The organism is Peribacillus sp. NJ11 (assembly GCF_030348405.1).
Lineage (GTDB): Bacteria > Bacillota > Bacilli > Bacillales > DSM-1321 > Peribacillus.
This window is the reverse complement of record NZ_JAUCFO010000001.1, coordinates 1093793-1109429: the sequence shown is the minus strand read 5'-3', so window position 1 is coordinate 1109429 and position 15637 is coordinate 1093793. Positions and strand designations below refer to the sequence as shown.

Here is a 15637-nt window from a genome sequence, read left to right as displayed (position 1 = left end):
TGAGGCTTTGCAAGCTTTTTTAATACATGAGGTAAGTGTTGAAAAAACTTTGATTGATGGAAAGAAATTTTTACCGAAAGAAGTAATAGATCCTTATTTGGGTGAAATGGAAGAGTCATCGGATTTTATGGATTTGTATCTTGAGTCAGTACAAACATATAAACGATTATTTAAAAATTGGCAAGCGGGCAGTAAAGTCGATGTGGCCATGATTCGTTTAATCCTGGTTCCTTTAATGGACAAAGCTTTAGAGGAACCAGGAAACATTTTGATGCTGCACCACTATTGCAATAAAGAAGACTATGTATACCATCATGCCATTTCAATTGGATTGATAGGAGGATATATTGAATATTAAATGAAATGCAATAGGGCGGATGTCTACCAGGCCGCAATTGGCGGATGTTTGGCAGACTGCGGGATGGCAAAGCTGCCACCTAGGTTATTAAATAAAACGGAAAGTCTAACTGCCGAGGATTATGAGGAGATTCACAATCATCCTATTTTCAGCTACAAAATGATAAAAGATAGTTCAAGTATTAAGGATAGTGTGAAGATAGCCGTCCTAGAACATCATGGAAGATTAGATGGAACGGGTTATCCCCAAAGGTTGAAAACAAAGTCCATGAACTTATTCTCAAAAATCATCGCTGTTGCAGATGTCTTTCACGCCATGACTTCAGAAAGGACATATAGAAAGAGACAGTCACCATTCAAGGTTTTAGAAATGATCTTCCATGATGACTTTGGTAAATTTGGTATTGGAGTAGTAAATACCCTGTTATCAGGATTCGCTAACTTTTCTATGGGAAACAAGGTCAAACTAAACAATGGATTCATCGCTGAAATCATTTTTATTGATGCCAGCTCGTAAACAAGACCGATTATCAAGGTGAAAGATAGTGATCAAATAATCAATTAAGGGTTAAATCGTGAATTATATATAGAAGAAATACTATAATGCTAAAGAAAAAGTTTACTCCTAAAAAGATAAGCTTTTTCTTGCTATTAGGTGGACAACCAAATTTATTGTTATCTATGGATTCATGTATTTTATTTATTTTAAAATAACTCTTGCTTTTATTTCTGATACTAGATATAATAACTAAGTCGACAGCGAAAGAATAAAGTTGTTGACAAAAAATAATATAGTTGATATATTATTAAAGTCGTTTCTAAACGAACGATACAAATTGCTCTTTGAAAACTGAACAAAACAAAGCGCCAACGTTAAATTTTAAGTGAGCACACACTATTAAAAAAGCAAAATGAGCAAGTCAAATATTTCTTCGGAGAGTTTGATCCTGGCTCAGGACGAACGCTGGCGGCGTGCCTAATACATGCAAGTCGAGCGAATCGATGGGAGCTTGCTCCCTGAGATTAGCGGCGGACGGGTGAGTAACACGTGGGCAACCTGCCTATAAGACTGGGATAACTTCGGGAAACCGGAGCTAATACCGGATACGTTCTTTTCTCGCATGAGAGAAGATGGAAAGACGGTTTCGGCTGTCACTTATAGATGGGCCCGCGGCGCATTAGCTAGTTGGTGAGGTAATGGCTCACCAAGGCGACGATGCGTAGCCGACCTGAGAGGGTGATCGGCCACACTGGGACTGAGACACGGCCCAGACTCCTACGGGAGGCAGCAGTAGGGAATCTTCCGCAATGGACGAAAGTCTGACGGAGCAACGCCGCGTGAACGAAGAAGGCCTTCGGGTCGTAAAGTTCTGTTGTTAGGGAAGAACAAGTACCAGAGTAACTGCTGGTACCTTGACGGTACCTAACCAGAAAGCCACGGCTAACTACGTGCCAGCAGCCGCGGTAATACGTAGGTGGCAAGCGTTGTCCGGAATTATTGGGCGTAAAGCGCGCGCAGGTGGTTCCTTAAGTCTGATGTGAAAGCCCACGGCTCAACCGTGGAGGGTCATTGGAAACTGGGGAACTTGAGTGCAGAAGAGGAAAGTGGAATTCCAAGTGTAGCGGTGAAATGCGTAGAGATTTGGAGGAACACCAGTGGCGAAGGCGACTTTCTGGTCTGTAACTGACACTGAGGCGCGAAAGCGTGGGGAGCAAACAGGATTAGATACCCTGGTAGTCCACGCCGTAAACGATGAGTGCTAAGTGTTAGAGGGTTTCCGCCCTTTAGTGCTGCAGCTAACGCATTAAGCACTCCGCCTGGGGAGTACGGCCGCAAGGCTGAAACTCAAAGGAATTGACGGGGGCCCGCACAAGCGGTGGAGCATGTGGTTTAATTCGAAGCAACGCGAAGAACCTTACCAGGTCTTGACATCCTCTGACAACCCTAGAGATAGGGCTTTCCCCTTCGGGGGACAGAGTGACAGGTGGTGCATGGTTGTCGTCAGCTCGTGTCGTGAGATGTTGGGTTAAGTCCCGCAACGAGCGCAACCCTTGATCTTAGTTGCCAGCATTCAGTTGGGCACTCTAAGGTGACTGCCGGTGACAAACCGGAGGAAGGTGGGGATGACGTCAAATCATCATGCCCCTTATGACCTGGGCTACACACGTGCTACAATGGATGGTACAAAGGGCTGCAAACCTGCGAAGGTAAGCGAATCCCATAAAGCCATTCTCAGTTCGGATTGTAGGCTGCAACTCGCCTACATGAAGCCGGAATCGCTAGTAATCGCGGATCAGCATGCCGCGGTGAATACGTTCCCGGGCCTTGTACACACCGCCCGTCACACCACGAGAGTTTGTAACACCCGAAGTCGGTGAGGTAACCTTTATGGAGCCAGCCGCCTAAGGTGGGACAGATGATTGGGGTGAAGTCGTAACAAGGTAGCCGTATCGGAAGGTGCGGCTGGATCACCTCCTTTCTAAGGATAATTACGAGAGCGCTTTTGTTTTGTTCAGTTTTGAATGAGTGATTCATTCAATTTAATAGTAATCCCGCGATAAGCTTGGGAAGCAGAAGCTTATTATTTATGTGAATGGGCCTATAGCTCAGCTGGTTAGAGCGCACGCCTGATAAGCGTGAGGTCGATGGTTCGAGTCCATTTAGGCCCACCATTCCATTTCCCAAAACGGGGCCTTAGCTCAGCTGGGAGAGCGCCTGCCTTGCACGCAGGAGGTCAGCGGTTCGATCCCGCTAGGCTCCACCAATGAATCAATCACGTTGTGATTGGGACAACTTGTTCCTTGAAAACTAGATAATAGATAGAAGGCAATTAATTTTTTTCAAAGCATCTGTAAGATCTTTTTAACGGTTAAGTTAGAAAGGGCGCACGGTGGATGCCTTGGCACTAGGAGCCGATGAAGGACGGGACTAACACCGATATGCTTCGGGGAGCTGTAAGTAAGCTTTGATCCGGAGATTTCCGAATGGGGAAACCCACTGTTCGTAATGGAACAGTATCTTTACCTGAATACATAGGGTACTGAAGGCAGACCCGGGGAACTGAAACATCTAAGTACCCGGAGGAAGAGAAAGCAAATGCGATTTCCTGAGTAGCGGCGAGCGAAACGGAATTAGCCCAAACCAAGAGGCTTGCCTCTTGGGGTTGTAGGACACTCAACATGGAGTTACAAAGGAACGGGGTAAATGAAGTGATCTGGAAAGGTCCGTCAAAGAAGGTAAAAACCCTGTAGTTGAAACTTCGTTCCCTCCTGAGTGGATCCTGAGTACGGCGGGACACGAGAAATCCCGTCGGAAGCAGGGAGGACCATCTCCCAAGGCTAAATACTCCCTAGTGACCGATAGTGAACCAGTACCGTGAGGGAAAGGTGAAAAGCACCCCGGAAGGGGAGTGAAATAGATCCTGAAACCGTGTGCCTACAAGTAGTCAAAGCCCGTTAATGGGTAATGGCGTGCCTTTTGTAGAATGAACCGGCGAGTTACGATTTCATGCGAGGTTAAGTTGATAAGACGGAGCCGCAGCGAAAGCGAGTCTGAATAGGGCGAATGAGTATGAGGTCGTAGACCCGAAACCAGGTGATCTACCCATGTCCAGGGTGAAGTTCAGGTAACACTGAATGGAGGCCCGAACCCACGCACGTTGAAAAGTGCGGGGATGAGGTGTGGGTAGCGGAGAAATTCCAATCGAACCTGGAGATAGCTGGTTCTCTCCGAAATAGCTTTAGGGCTAGCCTCAAGATGAGAGTATTGGAGGTAGAGCACTGATTGGACTAGGGGCCCCCAACGGGTTACCGAATTCAGTCAAACTCCGAATGCCAAATACTTATTCTTGGGAGTCAGACTGCGAGTGATAAGATCCGTAGTCGAAAGGGAAACAGCCCAGACCACCAGCTAAGGTCCCAAAGTATACGTTAAGTGGAAAAGGATGTGGAGTTGCTTAGACAACCAGGATGTTGGCTCAGAAGCAGCCACCATTTAAAGAGTGCGTAATAGCTCACTGGTCGAGTGACTCCGCGCCGAAAATGTACCGGGGCTAAACGTATCACCGAAGCTGTGGATTGACACCATTAGGTGTCGATGGTAGGAGAGCGTTCTAAGGGCGTTGAAGTCAGACCGGAAGGACTGGTGGAGCGCTTAGAAGTGAGAATGCCGGTATGAGTAGCGAAAGAAGGGTGAGAATCCCTTCCACCGAATGCCTAAGGTTTCCTGAGGAAGGCTCGTCCGCTCAGGGTTAGTCGGGACCTAAGCCGAGGCCGAAAGGCGTAGGCGATGGACAACAGGTTGATATTCCTGTACCACCTATACATCGTTTGAACGATGGGGGGACGCAGAAGGATAGGGTAAGCGCGCTGTTGGATATGCGCGTCCAAGCAGTTAGGCCGGAAACGAGGCAAATCCCGTTTCCATTAAGGCGGAGCTGTGATGGCGAGGGAAATATAGTACCGAAGTTCCTGATTCCACGCTGCCAAGAAAAGCCTCTAGTGAGATGTAAGGTGCCCGTACCGCAAACCGACACAGGTAGGCGAGGAGAGAATCCTAAGGTGTGCGAGAGAACTCTCGTTAAGGAACTCGGCAAAATGACCCCGTAACTTCGGGAGAAGGGGTGCTTTTTAGGGTGAATAGCCCGGAAAAGCCGCAGTGAATAGGCCCAGGCGACTGTTTAGCAAAAACACAGGTCTCTGCGAAGCCGCAAGGCGAAGTATAGGGGCTGACACCTGCCCGGTGCTGGAAGGTTAAGGGGAGAGGTTAGCGCAAGCGAAGCTTTGAACCGAAGCCCCAGTAAACGGCGGCCGTAACTATAACGGTCCTAAGGTAGCGAAATTCCTTGTCGGGTAAGTTCCGACCCGCACGAAAGGTGTAACGATCTGGGCACTGTCTCAACGAGAGACTCGGTGAAATTATAGTACCTGTGAAGATGCAGGTTACCCGCGACAGGACGGAAAGACCCCGTGGAGCTTTACTGCAGCCTGATATTGAATTTTGGTACAGCTTGTACAGGATAGGTAGGAGCCTGAGAAGCCGGAGCGCTAGCTTCGGTGGAGGCGTTGGTGGGATACTACCCTGGCTGTATTGAAATTCTAACCCGCGCCCCTTATCGGGGTGGGAGACAGTGTCAGGTGGGCAGTTTGACTGGGGCGGTCGCCTCCTAAAGAGTAACGGAGGCGCCCAAAGGTTCCCTCAGAATGGTTGGAAATCATTCGTAGAGTGTAAAGGCACAAGGGAGCTTGACTGCGAGACCTACAAGTCGAGCAGGGACGAAAGTCGGGCTTAGTGATCCGGTGGTTCCGCATGGAAGGGCCATCGCTCAACGGATAAAAGCTACCCCGGGGATAACAGGCTTATCTCCCCCAAGAGTCCACATCGACGGGGAGGTTTGGCACCTCGATGTCGGCTCATCGCATCCTGGGGCTGTAGTCGGTCCCAAGGGTTGGGCTGTTCGCCCATTAAAGCGGTACGCGAGCTGGGTTCAGAACGTCGTGAGACAGTTCGGTCCCTATCCGTCGCGGGCGCAGGAAATTTGAGAGGAGCTGTCCTTAGTACGAGAGGACCGGGATGGACGCACCGCTGGTGTACCAGTTGTCTTGCCAAAGGCATAGCTGGGTAGCTACGTGCGGACGGGATAAGTGCTGAAAGCATCTAAGCATGAAGCCCCCCTCAAGATGAGATTTCCCATGGCGCAAGCTAGTAAGATCCCTGAAAGATGATCAGGTTGATAGGTCAGAGGTGGAAGCGTGGCGACATGTGGAGCTGACTGATACTAATAGATCGAGGACTTAACCAACGCTTTATAAAAAATGAAATACCTTCTTATTATCTAGTTTTGAAGGAACAACGTTCCTTTATTGTTTGGTGGCGATAGCGAAGAGGTCACACCCGTTCCCATTCCGAACACGGCAGTTAAGCTCTTCAGCGCCGATGGTAGTTGGGGGTTTCCCCCTGTGAGAGTAGGACGCCGCCAAGCCATTTTAAAGATCAGCCATCCGGCTGGTCTTTTTTCGTCGTTTTGGGATAGATCATTTCAACATTGATAGTTAAAAGGATGAAAAGTTTAACCTTTCTGTCTTAATCCATTCAAATATTAAGAATGGCACCTTAGCTTGGCTTATTTTAAGGAATTGCACAATGCAAGGGTAATCATCATTAGGCATAGTTTTCATCAGCTCTGCCCACCATTCTGTTTCATAACGGGCTATTATACTAAGGTTATAAGAAATCAAATAATGTATTAAAAGTTCAGGTAATGAAAAAGCCGACGAATCTTTATTGAGTGATAGCATGAACTCTCCTTCTGCCAAATTATAGCGTATTGGAGAGGTAGCATTATAAATAGGAACGTTATCTGTTATTAAATGCAGTGTCCCAGGAGATTCTGAAATACTGTAAACTTGGTTCGTTTTGGATTTTAAAAATTCTTCCAATCGATTGCTGGACATTTGATAGCTATCCAATACGGATGAAGGTAATTGAAAGCCGTTTGAAGAGGGTAACAGGACGACGAAATTTTTCTTGGAAATAGACCATGTAAAGTTTTGCATATCTGGGATTTCCTTCAATAACGTACCCATGGAAAATTTTTCGCCCTCCAGATGCTTGATATGGAATAACTTCTCGGCAATGCAGGTGAAAAGTCCATTCTTTTGCGTTTTCACTTCGTCCTTTATAAATTCGTATTGTTGTTTTTTCCTTTTTCTCGTAGTTACCCCATGGGCAAGTAACGAAGTTGATTCGGGATAGTTGGGATCAATCGTGAGCAGACAGGCCTTCAACAATTGGGCGAATCCATAAAATGTTAGGATTGGTTGTATGGAAAGTGGAGCGATCGCAGCCTGATTATAATAAGTTTTAGCATGTTCAAGATGGTATATAAATGGATAACAATTTTCGTAACTTTTTATTTCCGCTTCTGCAATTTTTTCATGCGTGTAACATTTTTGTAAAAAAAGTTGTGAGGCAGATGCGGAAAAAAAAGGTGTATATTTATCGAAATTATCATTGTTTTCAGGCATTGCAGCCTCTCCTCCGAATTAATAGAATAATCAAACATTTATTTCTCTTCTTGACAGTAGTATGTCCTATTGATAACCTACAAATAATATTTTTAAGCAGGAGGGGAAAATAATGTGGGAAAATAAATTTGCAAAAGAAGGTTTAACCTTTGATGATGTCCTATTAATTCCAGCGAAATCAGAGGTTTTGCCGAAAGATGTTAACCTTCAAGTCAGCTTATCTGAAAATTTAAAGCTCAACCTTCCTATCATCAGCGCAGGAATGGATACCGTGACAGAAGCTGAAATGGCAATTGCCATGGCTCGTCAAGGTGGATTAGGTATCATTCATAAAAATATGTCTATTGAAGCACAAGCTGAACTGGTGGATAAAGTAAAACGTTCAGAAAGCGGTGTTATTACCGATCCGTTTTTCTTAACGCCAGATCATCAAGTATTTGATGCAGAGCATTTAATGGGCAAATATCGCATTTCGGGTGTGCCTGTAGTCAACAATATAGAGGATCAAAAACTTGTGGGTATCATTACAAACCGTGATTTGCGATTTATTTCCGATTTTTCCTTGAAGATTTCCAGTGTCATGACTGTTGAGAATCTAGTTACAGCGCCAGTGGGAACTAACTTGGAACAAGCAGAAAAGATTCTTCAAAAATACAAAATTGAAAAGCTTCCCCTTGTAGACGATAATGGTGTTCTTAAAGGACTCATTACGATCAAGGATATTGAAAAAGTCATTGAGTTCCCGAACTCGGCGAAAGATAAGCAAGGAAGATTACTTGCAGGTGCTGCTGTCGGTGTGACAAAAGATACAATGAAACGTGTAGAAATGCTTGTTAAGTCTCAAGTCGATGCAATTGTACTTGATACTGCTCACGGTCATTCAGAAGGCGTCCTTGAAATGGTGAAGGAAATCCGCAAGGCATATCCTGAATTGACGATCATTGCTGGTAATGTGGCAACAGCTGAAGGAACGAAAGCATTGATTGAAGCGGGAGCTGATGTAGTGAAAGTGGGAATCGGACCAGGATCGATCTGTACGACAAGGGTTGTAGCTGGTGTAGGTGTTCCCCAAATCACGGCAGTCTTCGATTGTGCGACAGAAGCAAGAAAATATGGTAAAACGATTATCGCTGATGGCGGAATCAAATACTCTGGTGACATCGTTAAAGCCCTCGCTGCAGGCGGACATGCAGTAATGCTAGGCAGTATGCTTGCGGGTGTAACTGAAAGCCCAGGTGAAACGGAAATTTTCCAAGGTCGCCGTTTTAAAGTTTATCGGGGTATGGGTTCTGTTGCTGCAATGGAAAAGGGATCTAAGGATCGTTACTTCCAAGAAGATAACAAGAAATTCGTACCGGAAGGCATCGAAGGGCGCCTTCCATACAAAGGACCTCTTTCAGATACCATTTTCCAACTGATTGGCGGCATTCGTTCAGGTATGGGATATTGCGGTACAGCCACATTGGAAGAGTTAAGAGAAAACTCTCAATTTGTCAAAATGACTGGTGCCGGATTAAGGGAGAGCCACCCTCATGATGTCCAAATTACTAAAGAAGCACCTAACTACTCAATGTAATGAATTTAACATATAATCGTCATTAAAATTTATTGTTAAAATAGACAGAGTCTACGATTACTCTGTCTATTTTTTTTATTTTTTCTGTGATAAACTAGACAAGGTGTCAAGGGAATTACATAAAGTTTCTTCTTTGTTATAGAGATTAGCTTAAAAGTTGGAGGTATTGGAAATTGAAAAAAATCAGCAAGATGACCCTCATTTTCACTTTTGTTTTTGTTCTTGTTATGTCGCAATTTGCCTATCAACCGGGGGAAGCTGTTGCTGAATCTGATAATTTAGATTTAAAAGCAGAAGCAGCCATCATCATTGATGGCGAAACAGGACAAATCGTTTATGAAAAAAATGCCGATAAAGTATTAGGGATTGCATCCATGTCAAAAATGATGACTGAGTACATCATAATGGAGTCAATTGAAAATGGGAAAATCAGTTGGGATCAAAAAGTTAAAATAAATAAATACGTACATGATCTTTCAAAAGCACCGAATTTGTCGAATGTTGGGTTAACAGAAGGTGAAGATTATACAGTTAAGGAACTATATCAAGCTATGGCCGTCTATTCCGGAAATGCGGCAACAGTTGCTTTAGCACAGTTGGTTTCCGGAAGTGAAAAGAATTTCGTTAAATTAATGAACGAAAAAGCAAAACAATTAGGCTTGAAAAACCATAAATTCGTTAATGCCAGCGGTTTGAATAACACCGATCTATTAGGGCAGTATCCTGCGGGTAAAGAAGATGAAGAAAATATCATGACAGCAAAAGATACTGCTCTTCTTGCTTATCGTCTAATAAACGATTATCCGGAAGTGTTAAAAATCGCAAGTATTTCTAAATTGAAGTTCCGTGATGGAAAAGAATATCCTAACTTCAACTGGATGTTGCCTGGTCTGATATTTGAATATAAAGGCGTAGATGGACTGAAAACTGGATCTACCGACTTTGCCGGTTATGGTCATACAGGGACGGTTATCCAGAATGGTCAGCGCTATATTACAGTGGTTATGAAGTCCACTAATAAAAATGAACGTTTTGCAGATAGCACTAAGCTGATGGACTATGCTTATGCAACCTTTAAAAAAGAAAAAATCCTTCCAGCCAATTACCAGGTGAAAGGGAAAGAAACTCTTTCGGTAGTAAAAGGTAAGGAAAAAAACGTTAAGATTCAATCTGAAAAAGCGATCGAGCTGCTTGTTGAAAATGGCGAGAAAGATAACTATAAAACAGACTTAGTGATCGATAAAAACAAATTGAATGATGATGGTAAGTTGTCTGCACCAATCAAAAAAGGTGAAAAGCTTGGTTACATCACAGTCACTCCTAAAAACGGCGAAGATTACGGGTACATTAACGGTGATCCAGTGAAGGTTAACGTCGTAGCTGCTGAATCTGTTGAAAAGGCAAACTGGTTCGTGTTATCAATGCGAGCGGTTGGCGGATTCTTTGGTGATGTATGGAGCAGTGTAGCTTCTACTGTTAAAGGCTGGTTTTAAGTTTCGTGTATAAAACGGTTGCGTAATGTACAAAATTATAGTACATTATGGAAAACAATCTGATATATAAGAAAGCAATGACAGGATATAGTAACAAGTATTTCTTTCTATAGAGAGCCGATGGCTGGTGAAAATCGGTGTGAGAGTTTTGTGAATCCCTCCTGGAGCAGAGTATGGAAAGCCTTTTGGGTCAGTAAATGCTTTCGGTTAAAAGCCGTTATCGTGATAAGTGGTAGGCATTTTTCATATGCCTTCAACTAGGGTGGCAACGCGGGTTAACTCTCGTCCCTTCTTCAGGGGACGGGAGTTTTTTGCGTTCTTTGATAGATCATCAAAATATTAAGGAGGAATTGAGTATGTTGGATTTGAAATATGTAAGAAATAATTTTGAAGAAGTGAAACGTGTACTGCAATTTAGAGGTGAAGATTTAACCGATTTAGGTAAATTTGAGGAATTGGATGTAAAGCGTCGGGCTTTGATTGCTGATACGGAAAAATTGAAAAGCAAAAGAAATGAAGTTTCAAATCAAGTGGCCATATTGAAACGGGAGAAAAAAGATGCTGATCAGTTGATTGCTGAAATGCGTGAAGTTGGCGATCGAATCAAAGGATTCGATGATGAGCTTCGTGAAGTGGAAGCCCAGTTAGGAACATTACTTCTTTCCATTCCTAATATTCCGCATGAAAGTGTGCCAGTGGGTGAAACGGAAGACGATAATGTTGAAATCCGTAAATGGGGAGAATTGCCGGAATTCAAGTTTGAACCGAAACCACACTGGGATGTTGCTGGAGATCTAGGTATCCTGGATTTTGAACGGGCAGCAAAAGTGACCGGAAGCCGATTTGTATTTTATAGGGGTCTTGGTGCTCGATTAGAGCGTGCTTTAATTAGCTTTATGTTAGACCTTCATGTTGAAGAACATGGATATGAAGAAATGCTGCCTCCATATATGGTGAACCGTGCAAGTATGACTGGCACAGGTCAATTGCCAAAATTCGAGGAAGATGCCTTCCGTATTGAAAGTGAAGATTACTTCTTAATTCCTACAGCTGAAGTCCCGGTGACAAATTTCCATCGTGATGAAATCATGAGCATGGACGATCTGCCAATAAGCTATGCGGCATACAGTGCTTCATTCCGTTCAGAGGCAGGATCTGCTGGTCGTGATACCCGCGGCTTAATTCGTCAGCACCAGTTCAATAAAGTTGAGTTAGTGAAGTTCGTGAAGCCGGAAGATTCTTATGCGGAATTAGAAAATCTTACAGGTCATGCCGAAAAGGTCCTTCAATTGCTAGGTCTTCCATATCGAGTACTAAGCATGTGTACGGGAGATCTTGGTTTCACTGCTGCTAAAAAGTATGATATCGAGGTTTGGATCCCGAGTTATGGAACTTATCGCGAAATTTCTTCTTGCAGTAACTTTGAAGCATTCCAGGCTAGACGTGCCAATATCCGCTTCCGACGTGATGCAAAAGGTAAGCCGGAACATGTCCATACTCTAAATGGATCAGGTTTGGCAATCGGCCGCACAGTCGCCGCGCTTTTGGAAAATTATCAGCAGGAAGATGGCAGTGTCATCATTCCTGAAGTTTTACGTCCATATATGCGCGGTGCGGAAGTCATTAAACCGTAAGTTAAAAGGAATCAGCTTCTTAATATAAGAGGCTGATTCTCCTTTTTAGCTAAGTTTGAAAATTATTTTAAAAAAACTTTGTAGACTGCTTGACTTTAATTTTAAATCAATGTATTATAATAAATGTTGATACGGAGGTATACCCAAGTTCGGCTGAAGGGATCGGTCTTGAAAACCGACAGGGGAGTCAAATCCCGCGGGGGTTCGAATCCCTCTACCTCCTCCATAACTTATTAATAACCACAGCGCATAAATTGGATATCGATGAATTCCGTTACAGAAATGTAACGGAATTTTTGTTTTCTAATATATTAAAAAACCACCAGATAATCGGTGGTTTTTCTGTTTTACATATTTCGTAACAATTTGGTTTGCTCCATATATTCGGCAATCCGTTTTATAAGAGGTTCGATACTTGCTTCATCCTGCATAAGGTCATATTCGTTTATATTTAATCGAAGGACAGGACAGGCGTTAAATTGATCGATCCATTCTTCGTAACGGCCATGCATCTCCTGCCAATATTCAATTGGGGTATGCTGTTCCATTGGACGCCCACGCTCTTGGATCCGGTCGAGGATATCGTCCAGTGAACCTTCGAGATAGATAAGTAAATCAGGGTGCGGGAAGTATGGCGTCATAACCATCGCGTTGAAAAGGCTTGTGTATGTTTCGTAGTCGACATCGTTCATCGTACCTTTTTCATAATGCATTTTTGCAAATATTCCAGTGTCTTCATAAATGGAACGGTCTTGGATAAAACCGCCGCCATATTCAAAGATTTTTTTTTGCTCTTTAAAACGTTCAGCGAGGAAATAGATTTGCAGGTGGAAACTCCAACGATTAAAATCATCGTAAAACTTATCCAGGTAGGGGTTCGTATCAACCTTTTCAAAGGATGTCCTGAATTGAAGGGCATCGGCTAATGCATTGGTCATGGTCGATTTTCCTACTCCAACCGTCCCTGCTATCGTAATGACGGCGTTGTTTGGAATATTATATTTCTTTCGTAAGTTCATTTGACTTTACTCCTTTTTGCAGGGCATTCTCTATTTGGTTGATTATCGTTTTCAAATCATCCTTGTTGCCTACGAAATCCAGTTCATCTCCGTTGAATGTAAGAACAGGTATGTCAGGGTGCCGTATCTCGAACGTTTCCATGAATGTTCGATAATCCGCGGATAACTGCTCTAAATAAACGGAGGATATATTTTTTTCGAATTCACGGCCTCTTTTATCGATTCGGGAGAGAAGGGTATCTAGACTTGAGTTTAAATAAATGACCATATTAGGTTTGGGCATATCCCGTGTTAAAATATTGAATATTTCAAGGTATTTATTGTACTGTTCATTTTTTAAAGTTCGTTCAGCAAATATCAAGTTCTTGAATATATGGTAATCAGCGACCACGGCTTGGTCATTGGTAAGATAATTCTTTTCGATATCTTCCAATTGTTTATAACGGTTACATAGAAAAAACATTTCTGTTTGAAAGCTCCACTCATCAATATCGTTGTAGAATTTCCCGAGAAATGGATTTTCATCAACGATTTCCTTCAATAATGAAATTTGAAAATGATCTGCGATAACTTTTGCAAGTGATGTTTTTCCCACGCCAATTGGACCTTCGACAGTGATAAATGGGGTGGATTTCATCCAATCTGTCCTCCTTCATGAGGTATCAAACTAAAATTCCCAGTTTATTAGGTATTTCAGCCAAGAGATATTGTAACACAGACTTGGGTCTTAAGTGATATTTTTGTCAGCTTGCTAATGAAGGAGAATGAAAGATTGTTTAACGAGGAGATATGATAGGTTAGTGCCTGGTTCGTCTGTTAAATTTCCCCACATTTTATGGATGCCTTGAGAACATGTTTCATCATCTTTAATGCATAATGATTATCTTCCTTTGAGGCTGAAGCGATGCAATCCTTGGGTATCCATAATTGATATTCACGCATATAGGCATCATTGGCCGTGAATAGCACACAGATGTTACCAGCTATGCCGGTAATGATCAGGGTATCCACCTTTAATCGTTTGAGTAATGTGTTGAGGGCTGTCCCGTAAAATGCAGAATGCTTCGGCTTGATGAGAAAGAACTCGTCTTGCTGAGGTTTTATCCGTTCTATTAAAGAGGCATTTCGATCATTTTTACATGTATCAATAATTTTATCGAAGTCAGCCTGCCATAACTCGTAATGATCATTGATATATATAATTGGGAATCCTTTTTCTTTCATTTGCTTTTTTAATTTCAATATCGGATCGACGATATCCTTCGTATGTTCAAGGAGCATATTCCCGTATTTGAAATCAAAATCATTGATCATATCAATGATAAGTAAGGCGAAAGTAGGCGATTCTGGTCGATTCATGGTATATGCTCCTTTAATGTGAGAATTTACTTGCGGCACATATGCAGATTGCGTTACTATTCATTAGAATAAGTAGTATGACCTTTATTTTGTCTTATATTTGTCTGTTTACTCCTACTTAATATGAGGGGGTTTTTTTATGAAGGATGATTTTTATTACATGAATTTAGCCTTAAAGGAAGCAGAAAAGGCGCAGATGTTGAATGAGGTGCCGATTGGCGCTTTAATCGTAATAGATGATCAAGTTATTTCGACGGGGCATAACCTGAGGGAAACGGAACAGAATGCGACGGCACATGCGGAGCTACTTGCGATCAATGAGGCTTGCAATGCACTTGGCAGTTGGCGTCTTGAGGATGCGACGTTATATGTAACGTTGGAACCCTGTCCCATGTGTGCCGGTGCCATTTTGCAATCGAGGATAAGACGGGTTGTTTTTGGAGCGCACGATCCAAAGGCTGGCTGTGCAGGGACATTCATGGATTTACTTCGAGATGAACGCTTTAACCATCAATGTGAAGTAACTAGCGGTGTATTAGGCGAAGAGTGTGGTTGGATATTGACTTCTTTTTTTAAAGAGCTTAGGAATAGAAAGAAAACTTTGAAAAGAGAGCAGGCACTAAAGAGAGTCGAAGAAAATAAATAGGTAAAAAATGATCATTGAACATGCGGCCTTGCTTCTTTTGAAAAAAATGGAATCATACTGTTCCGTTAACAACACTTGCGTTTTTTTTGTTACCTTAGTATAATGAATTATGCGTCGTAATGACGCTGCGAAATTGGTATTACATTTGCCGTGCTAGACGGGGAGGTAGCGGTGCCCTGTACTCGCAATCCGCTCTAGCGAGGTTGAATCCCTTCTCGAGGTTAGCATTCTGTAGGGCCTGCCTTAAGTAAGTGGTGTTGACGCCCGGGTCCTGCGCAATGGGACTCCATGAACCATGTCAGGTCCGGAAGGAAGCAGCATTAAGTGGAAGTTCTCATGTGCCGCAGGGTTGCCTGGGCCGAGCTAACTGCTTAAGTAACGCTTATGGTTGCTAATCGACAGAAGGTGCACGGCAGTTATTTTACATAAACAAAAAACTCATTCGTTTCGGGTGGGTTTTTTTTTATGCCAAGAAGGTAAACTGATTGGCGTTTTGAAAAAAATCAGGCAATCATGAAATTTCTTTT

10 protein-coding genes, 3 tRNA genes, 3 rRNA genes, 1 other RNA gene and 1 other annotated feature are annotated in these 15637 nt (G+C 43.1%); of the genes, 13 read left to right on the top strand and 4 right to left on the bottom strand.

From position 1 onward, the window contains the following. Positions 1–7: 7 nt before the first annotated feature. The 7 genes from QUF86_RS05475 (at position 8) to rrf (ending at position 6338) form a co-directional block, all read left to right on the top strand. Positions 8–358: a hypothetical protein gene (locus QUF86_RS05475; protein ID WP_289314125.1), complete on the top strand. Its 351-nt coding sequence runs from the start codon at positions 8–10 to the stop codon at positions 356–358. Continuing rightward, positions 359–874 carry an HD-GYP domain-containing protein gene (locus QUF86_RS05470; RefSeq protein ID WP_289333759.1) on the top strand — a complete coding sequence of 172 codons (516 nt, stop codon included), beginning with the start codon at positions 359–361 and terminating at the stop codon, positions 872–874. 412 nt (positions 875–1286) lie between these two features. Beyond that, positions 1287–2837, top strand: a 16S ribosomal RNA gene (locus QUF86_RS05465). A gap of 116 nt (positions 2838–2953) precedes the next feature. Then, positions 2954–3030, top strand: a tRNA-Ile gene (locus QUF86_RS05460). Positions 3031–3046: 16 nt separating this feature from the next. Beyond that, positions 3047–3122: transfer RNA gene (locus QUF86_RS05455), tRNA-Ala, on the top strand. 103 nt (positions 3123–3225) lie between these two features. Then, positions 3226–6158 (top strand): 23S ribosomal RNA (locus QUF86_RS05450). A gap of 64 nt (positions 6159–6222) precedes the next feature. Then, positions 6223–6338 (top strand): 5S ribosomal RNA (rrf, locus tag QUF86_RS05445). Together the 16S, 23S and 5S rRNA genes with 2 tRNA genes alongside form the textbook arrangement of a ribosomal RNA operon. A 70-nt stretch (positions 6339–6408) precedes the next feature. On the opposite strand, the gene QUF86_RS05440 is transcribed toward rrf, so the two are convergent. Beyond that, positions 6409–7383 (bottom strand): YaaC family protein, encoded by a 975-nt coding sequence (locus QUF86_RS05440; protein ID WP_289333758.1) that lies wholly within the window; start codon positions 7381–7383, stop codon positions 6409–6411. Positions 7384–7495: 112 nt separating this feature from the next. On the opposite strand from QUF86_RS05440, the gene guaB reads away from it, so the two are divergent. The 4 genes from guaB to QUF86_RS05420 all read left to right on the top strand — a co-directional run bounded on the left by guaB (position 7496) and on the right by QUF86_RS05420 (position 12312). Beyond that, a complete protein-coding gene (gene guaB, locus QUF86_RS05435) occupies positions 7496–8959 on the top strand; it encodes an IMP dehydrogenase (RefSeq protein ID WP_289314122.1) in 1464 nt (487 codons plus the stop codon). A gap of 173 nt (positions 8960–9132) precedes the next feature. Further along, on the top strand, positions 9133–10452 hold the full coding sequence (locus QUF86_RS05430) for a D-alanyl-D-alanine carboxypeptidase family protein (protein WP_289314121.1): 1320 nt from the start codon (positions 9133–9135) through the stop codon (positions 10450–10452). A gap of 68 nt (positions 10453–10520) precedes the next feature. Further along, positions 10521–10745, top strand: a binding site (T-box leader). A gap of 63 nt (positions 10746–10808) precedes the next feature. Beyond that, a complete protein-coding gene (gene serS / locus QUF86_RS05425; RefSeq protein ID WP_289333757.1) occupies positions 10809–12086 on the top strand; it encodes a serine--tRNA ligase in 1278 nt (425 codons plus the stop codon). Between the two features lie 133 nt (positions 12087–12219). After that, positions 12220–12312, top strand: a tRNA-Ser gene (locus QUF86_RS05420). Between the two features lie 121 nt (positions 12313–12433). On the opposite strand, the gene QUF86_RS05415 is transcribed toward QUF86_RS05420, so the two are convergent. The 3 genes from QUF86_RS05415 to QUF86_RS05405 form a co-directional block, all read right to left on the bottom strand. Beyond that, positions 12434–13105 (bottom strand): deoxynucleoside kinase, encoded by a 672-nt coding sequence (locus QUF86_RS05415; RefSeq protein ID WP_289314119.1) that lies wholly within the window; start codon positions 13103–13105, stop codon positions 12434–12436. After that, positions 13083–13742, bottom strand: coding sequence for a deoxynucleoside kinase (locus QUF86_RS05410; protein WP_289333756.1), 660 nt, complete (start codon positions 13740–13742; stop codon positions 13083–13085). Before QUF86_RS05410 ends, QUF86_RS05415 begins: the two co-directional genes overlap by 23 nt. Positions 13743–13921: 179 nt before the next feature. Then, positions 13922–14464: a cysteine hydrolase family protein gene (locus QUF86_RS05405; protein ID WP_289333755.1), complete on the bottom strand. Its 543-nt coding sequence runs from the start codon at positions 14462–14464 to the stop codon at positions 13922–13924. 139 nt (positions 14465–14603) lie between these two features. Between QUF86_RS05405 and tadA the strand changes: the two genes are divergently transcribed. After that, positions 14604–15110 carry a tRNA adenosine(34) deaminase TadA gene (tadA, locus tag QUF86_RS05400; RefSeq protein ID WP_289314116.1) on the top strand — a complete coding sequence of 169 codons (507 nt, stop codon included), beginning with the start codon at positions 14604–14606 and terminating at the stop codon, positions 15108–15110. A 148-nt stretch (positions 15111–15258) separates the two neighbouring features. Further along, positions 15259–15523: signal recognition particle sRNA large type (gene ffs, locus QUF86_RS05395), an RNA gene on the top strand. The last annotated feature ends 114 nt before the right edge of the window (positions 15524–15637 follow it).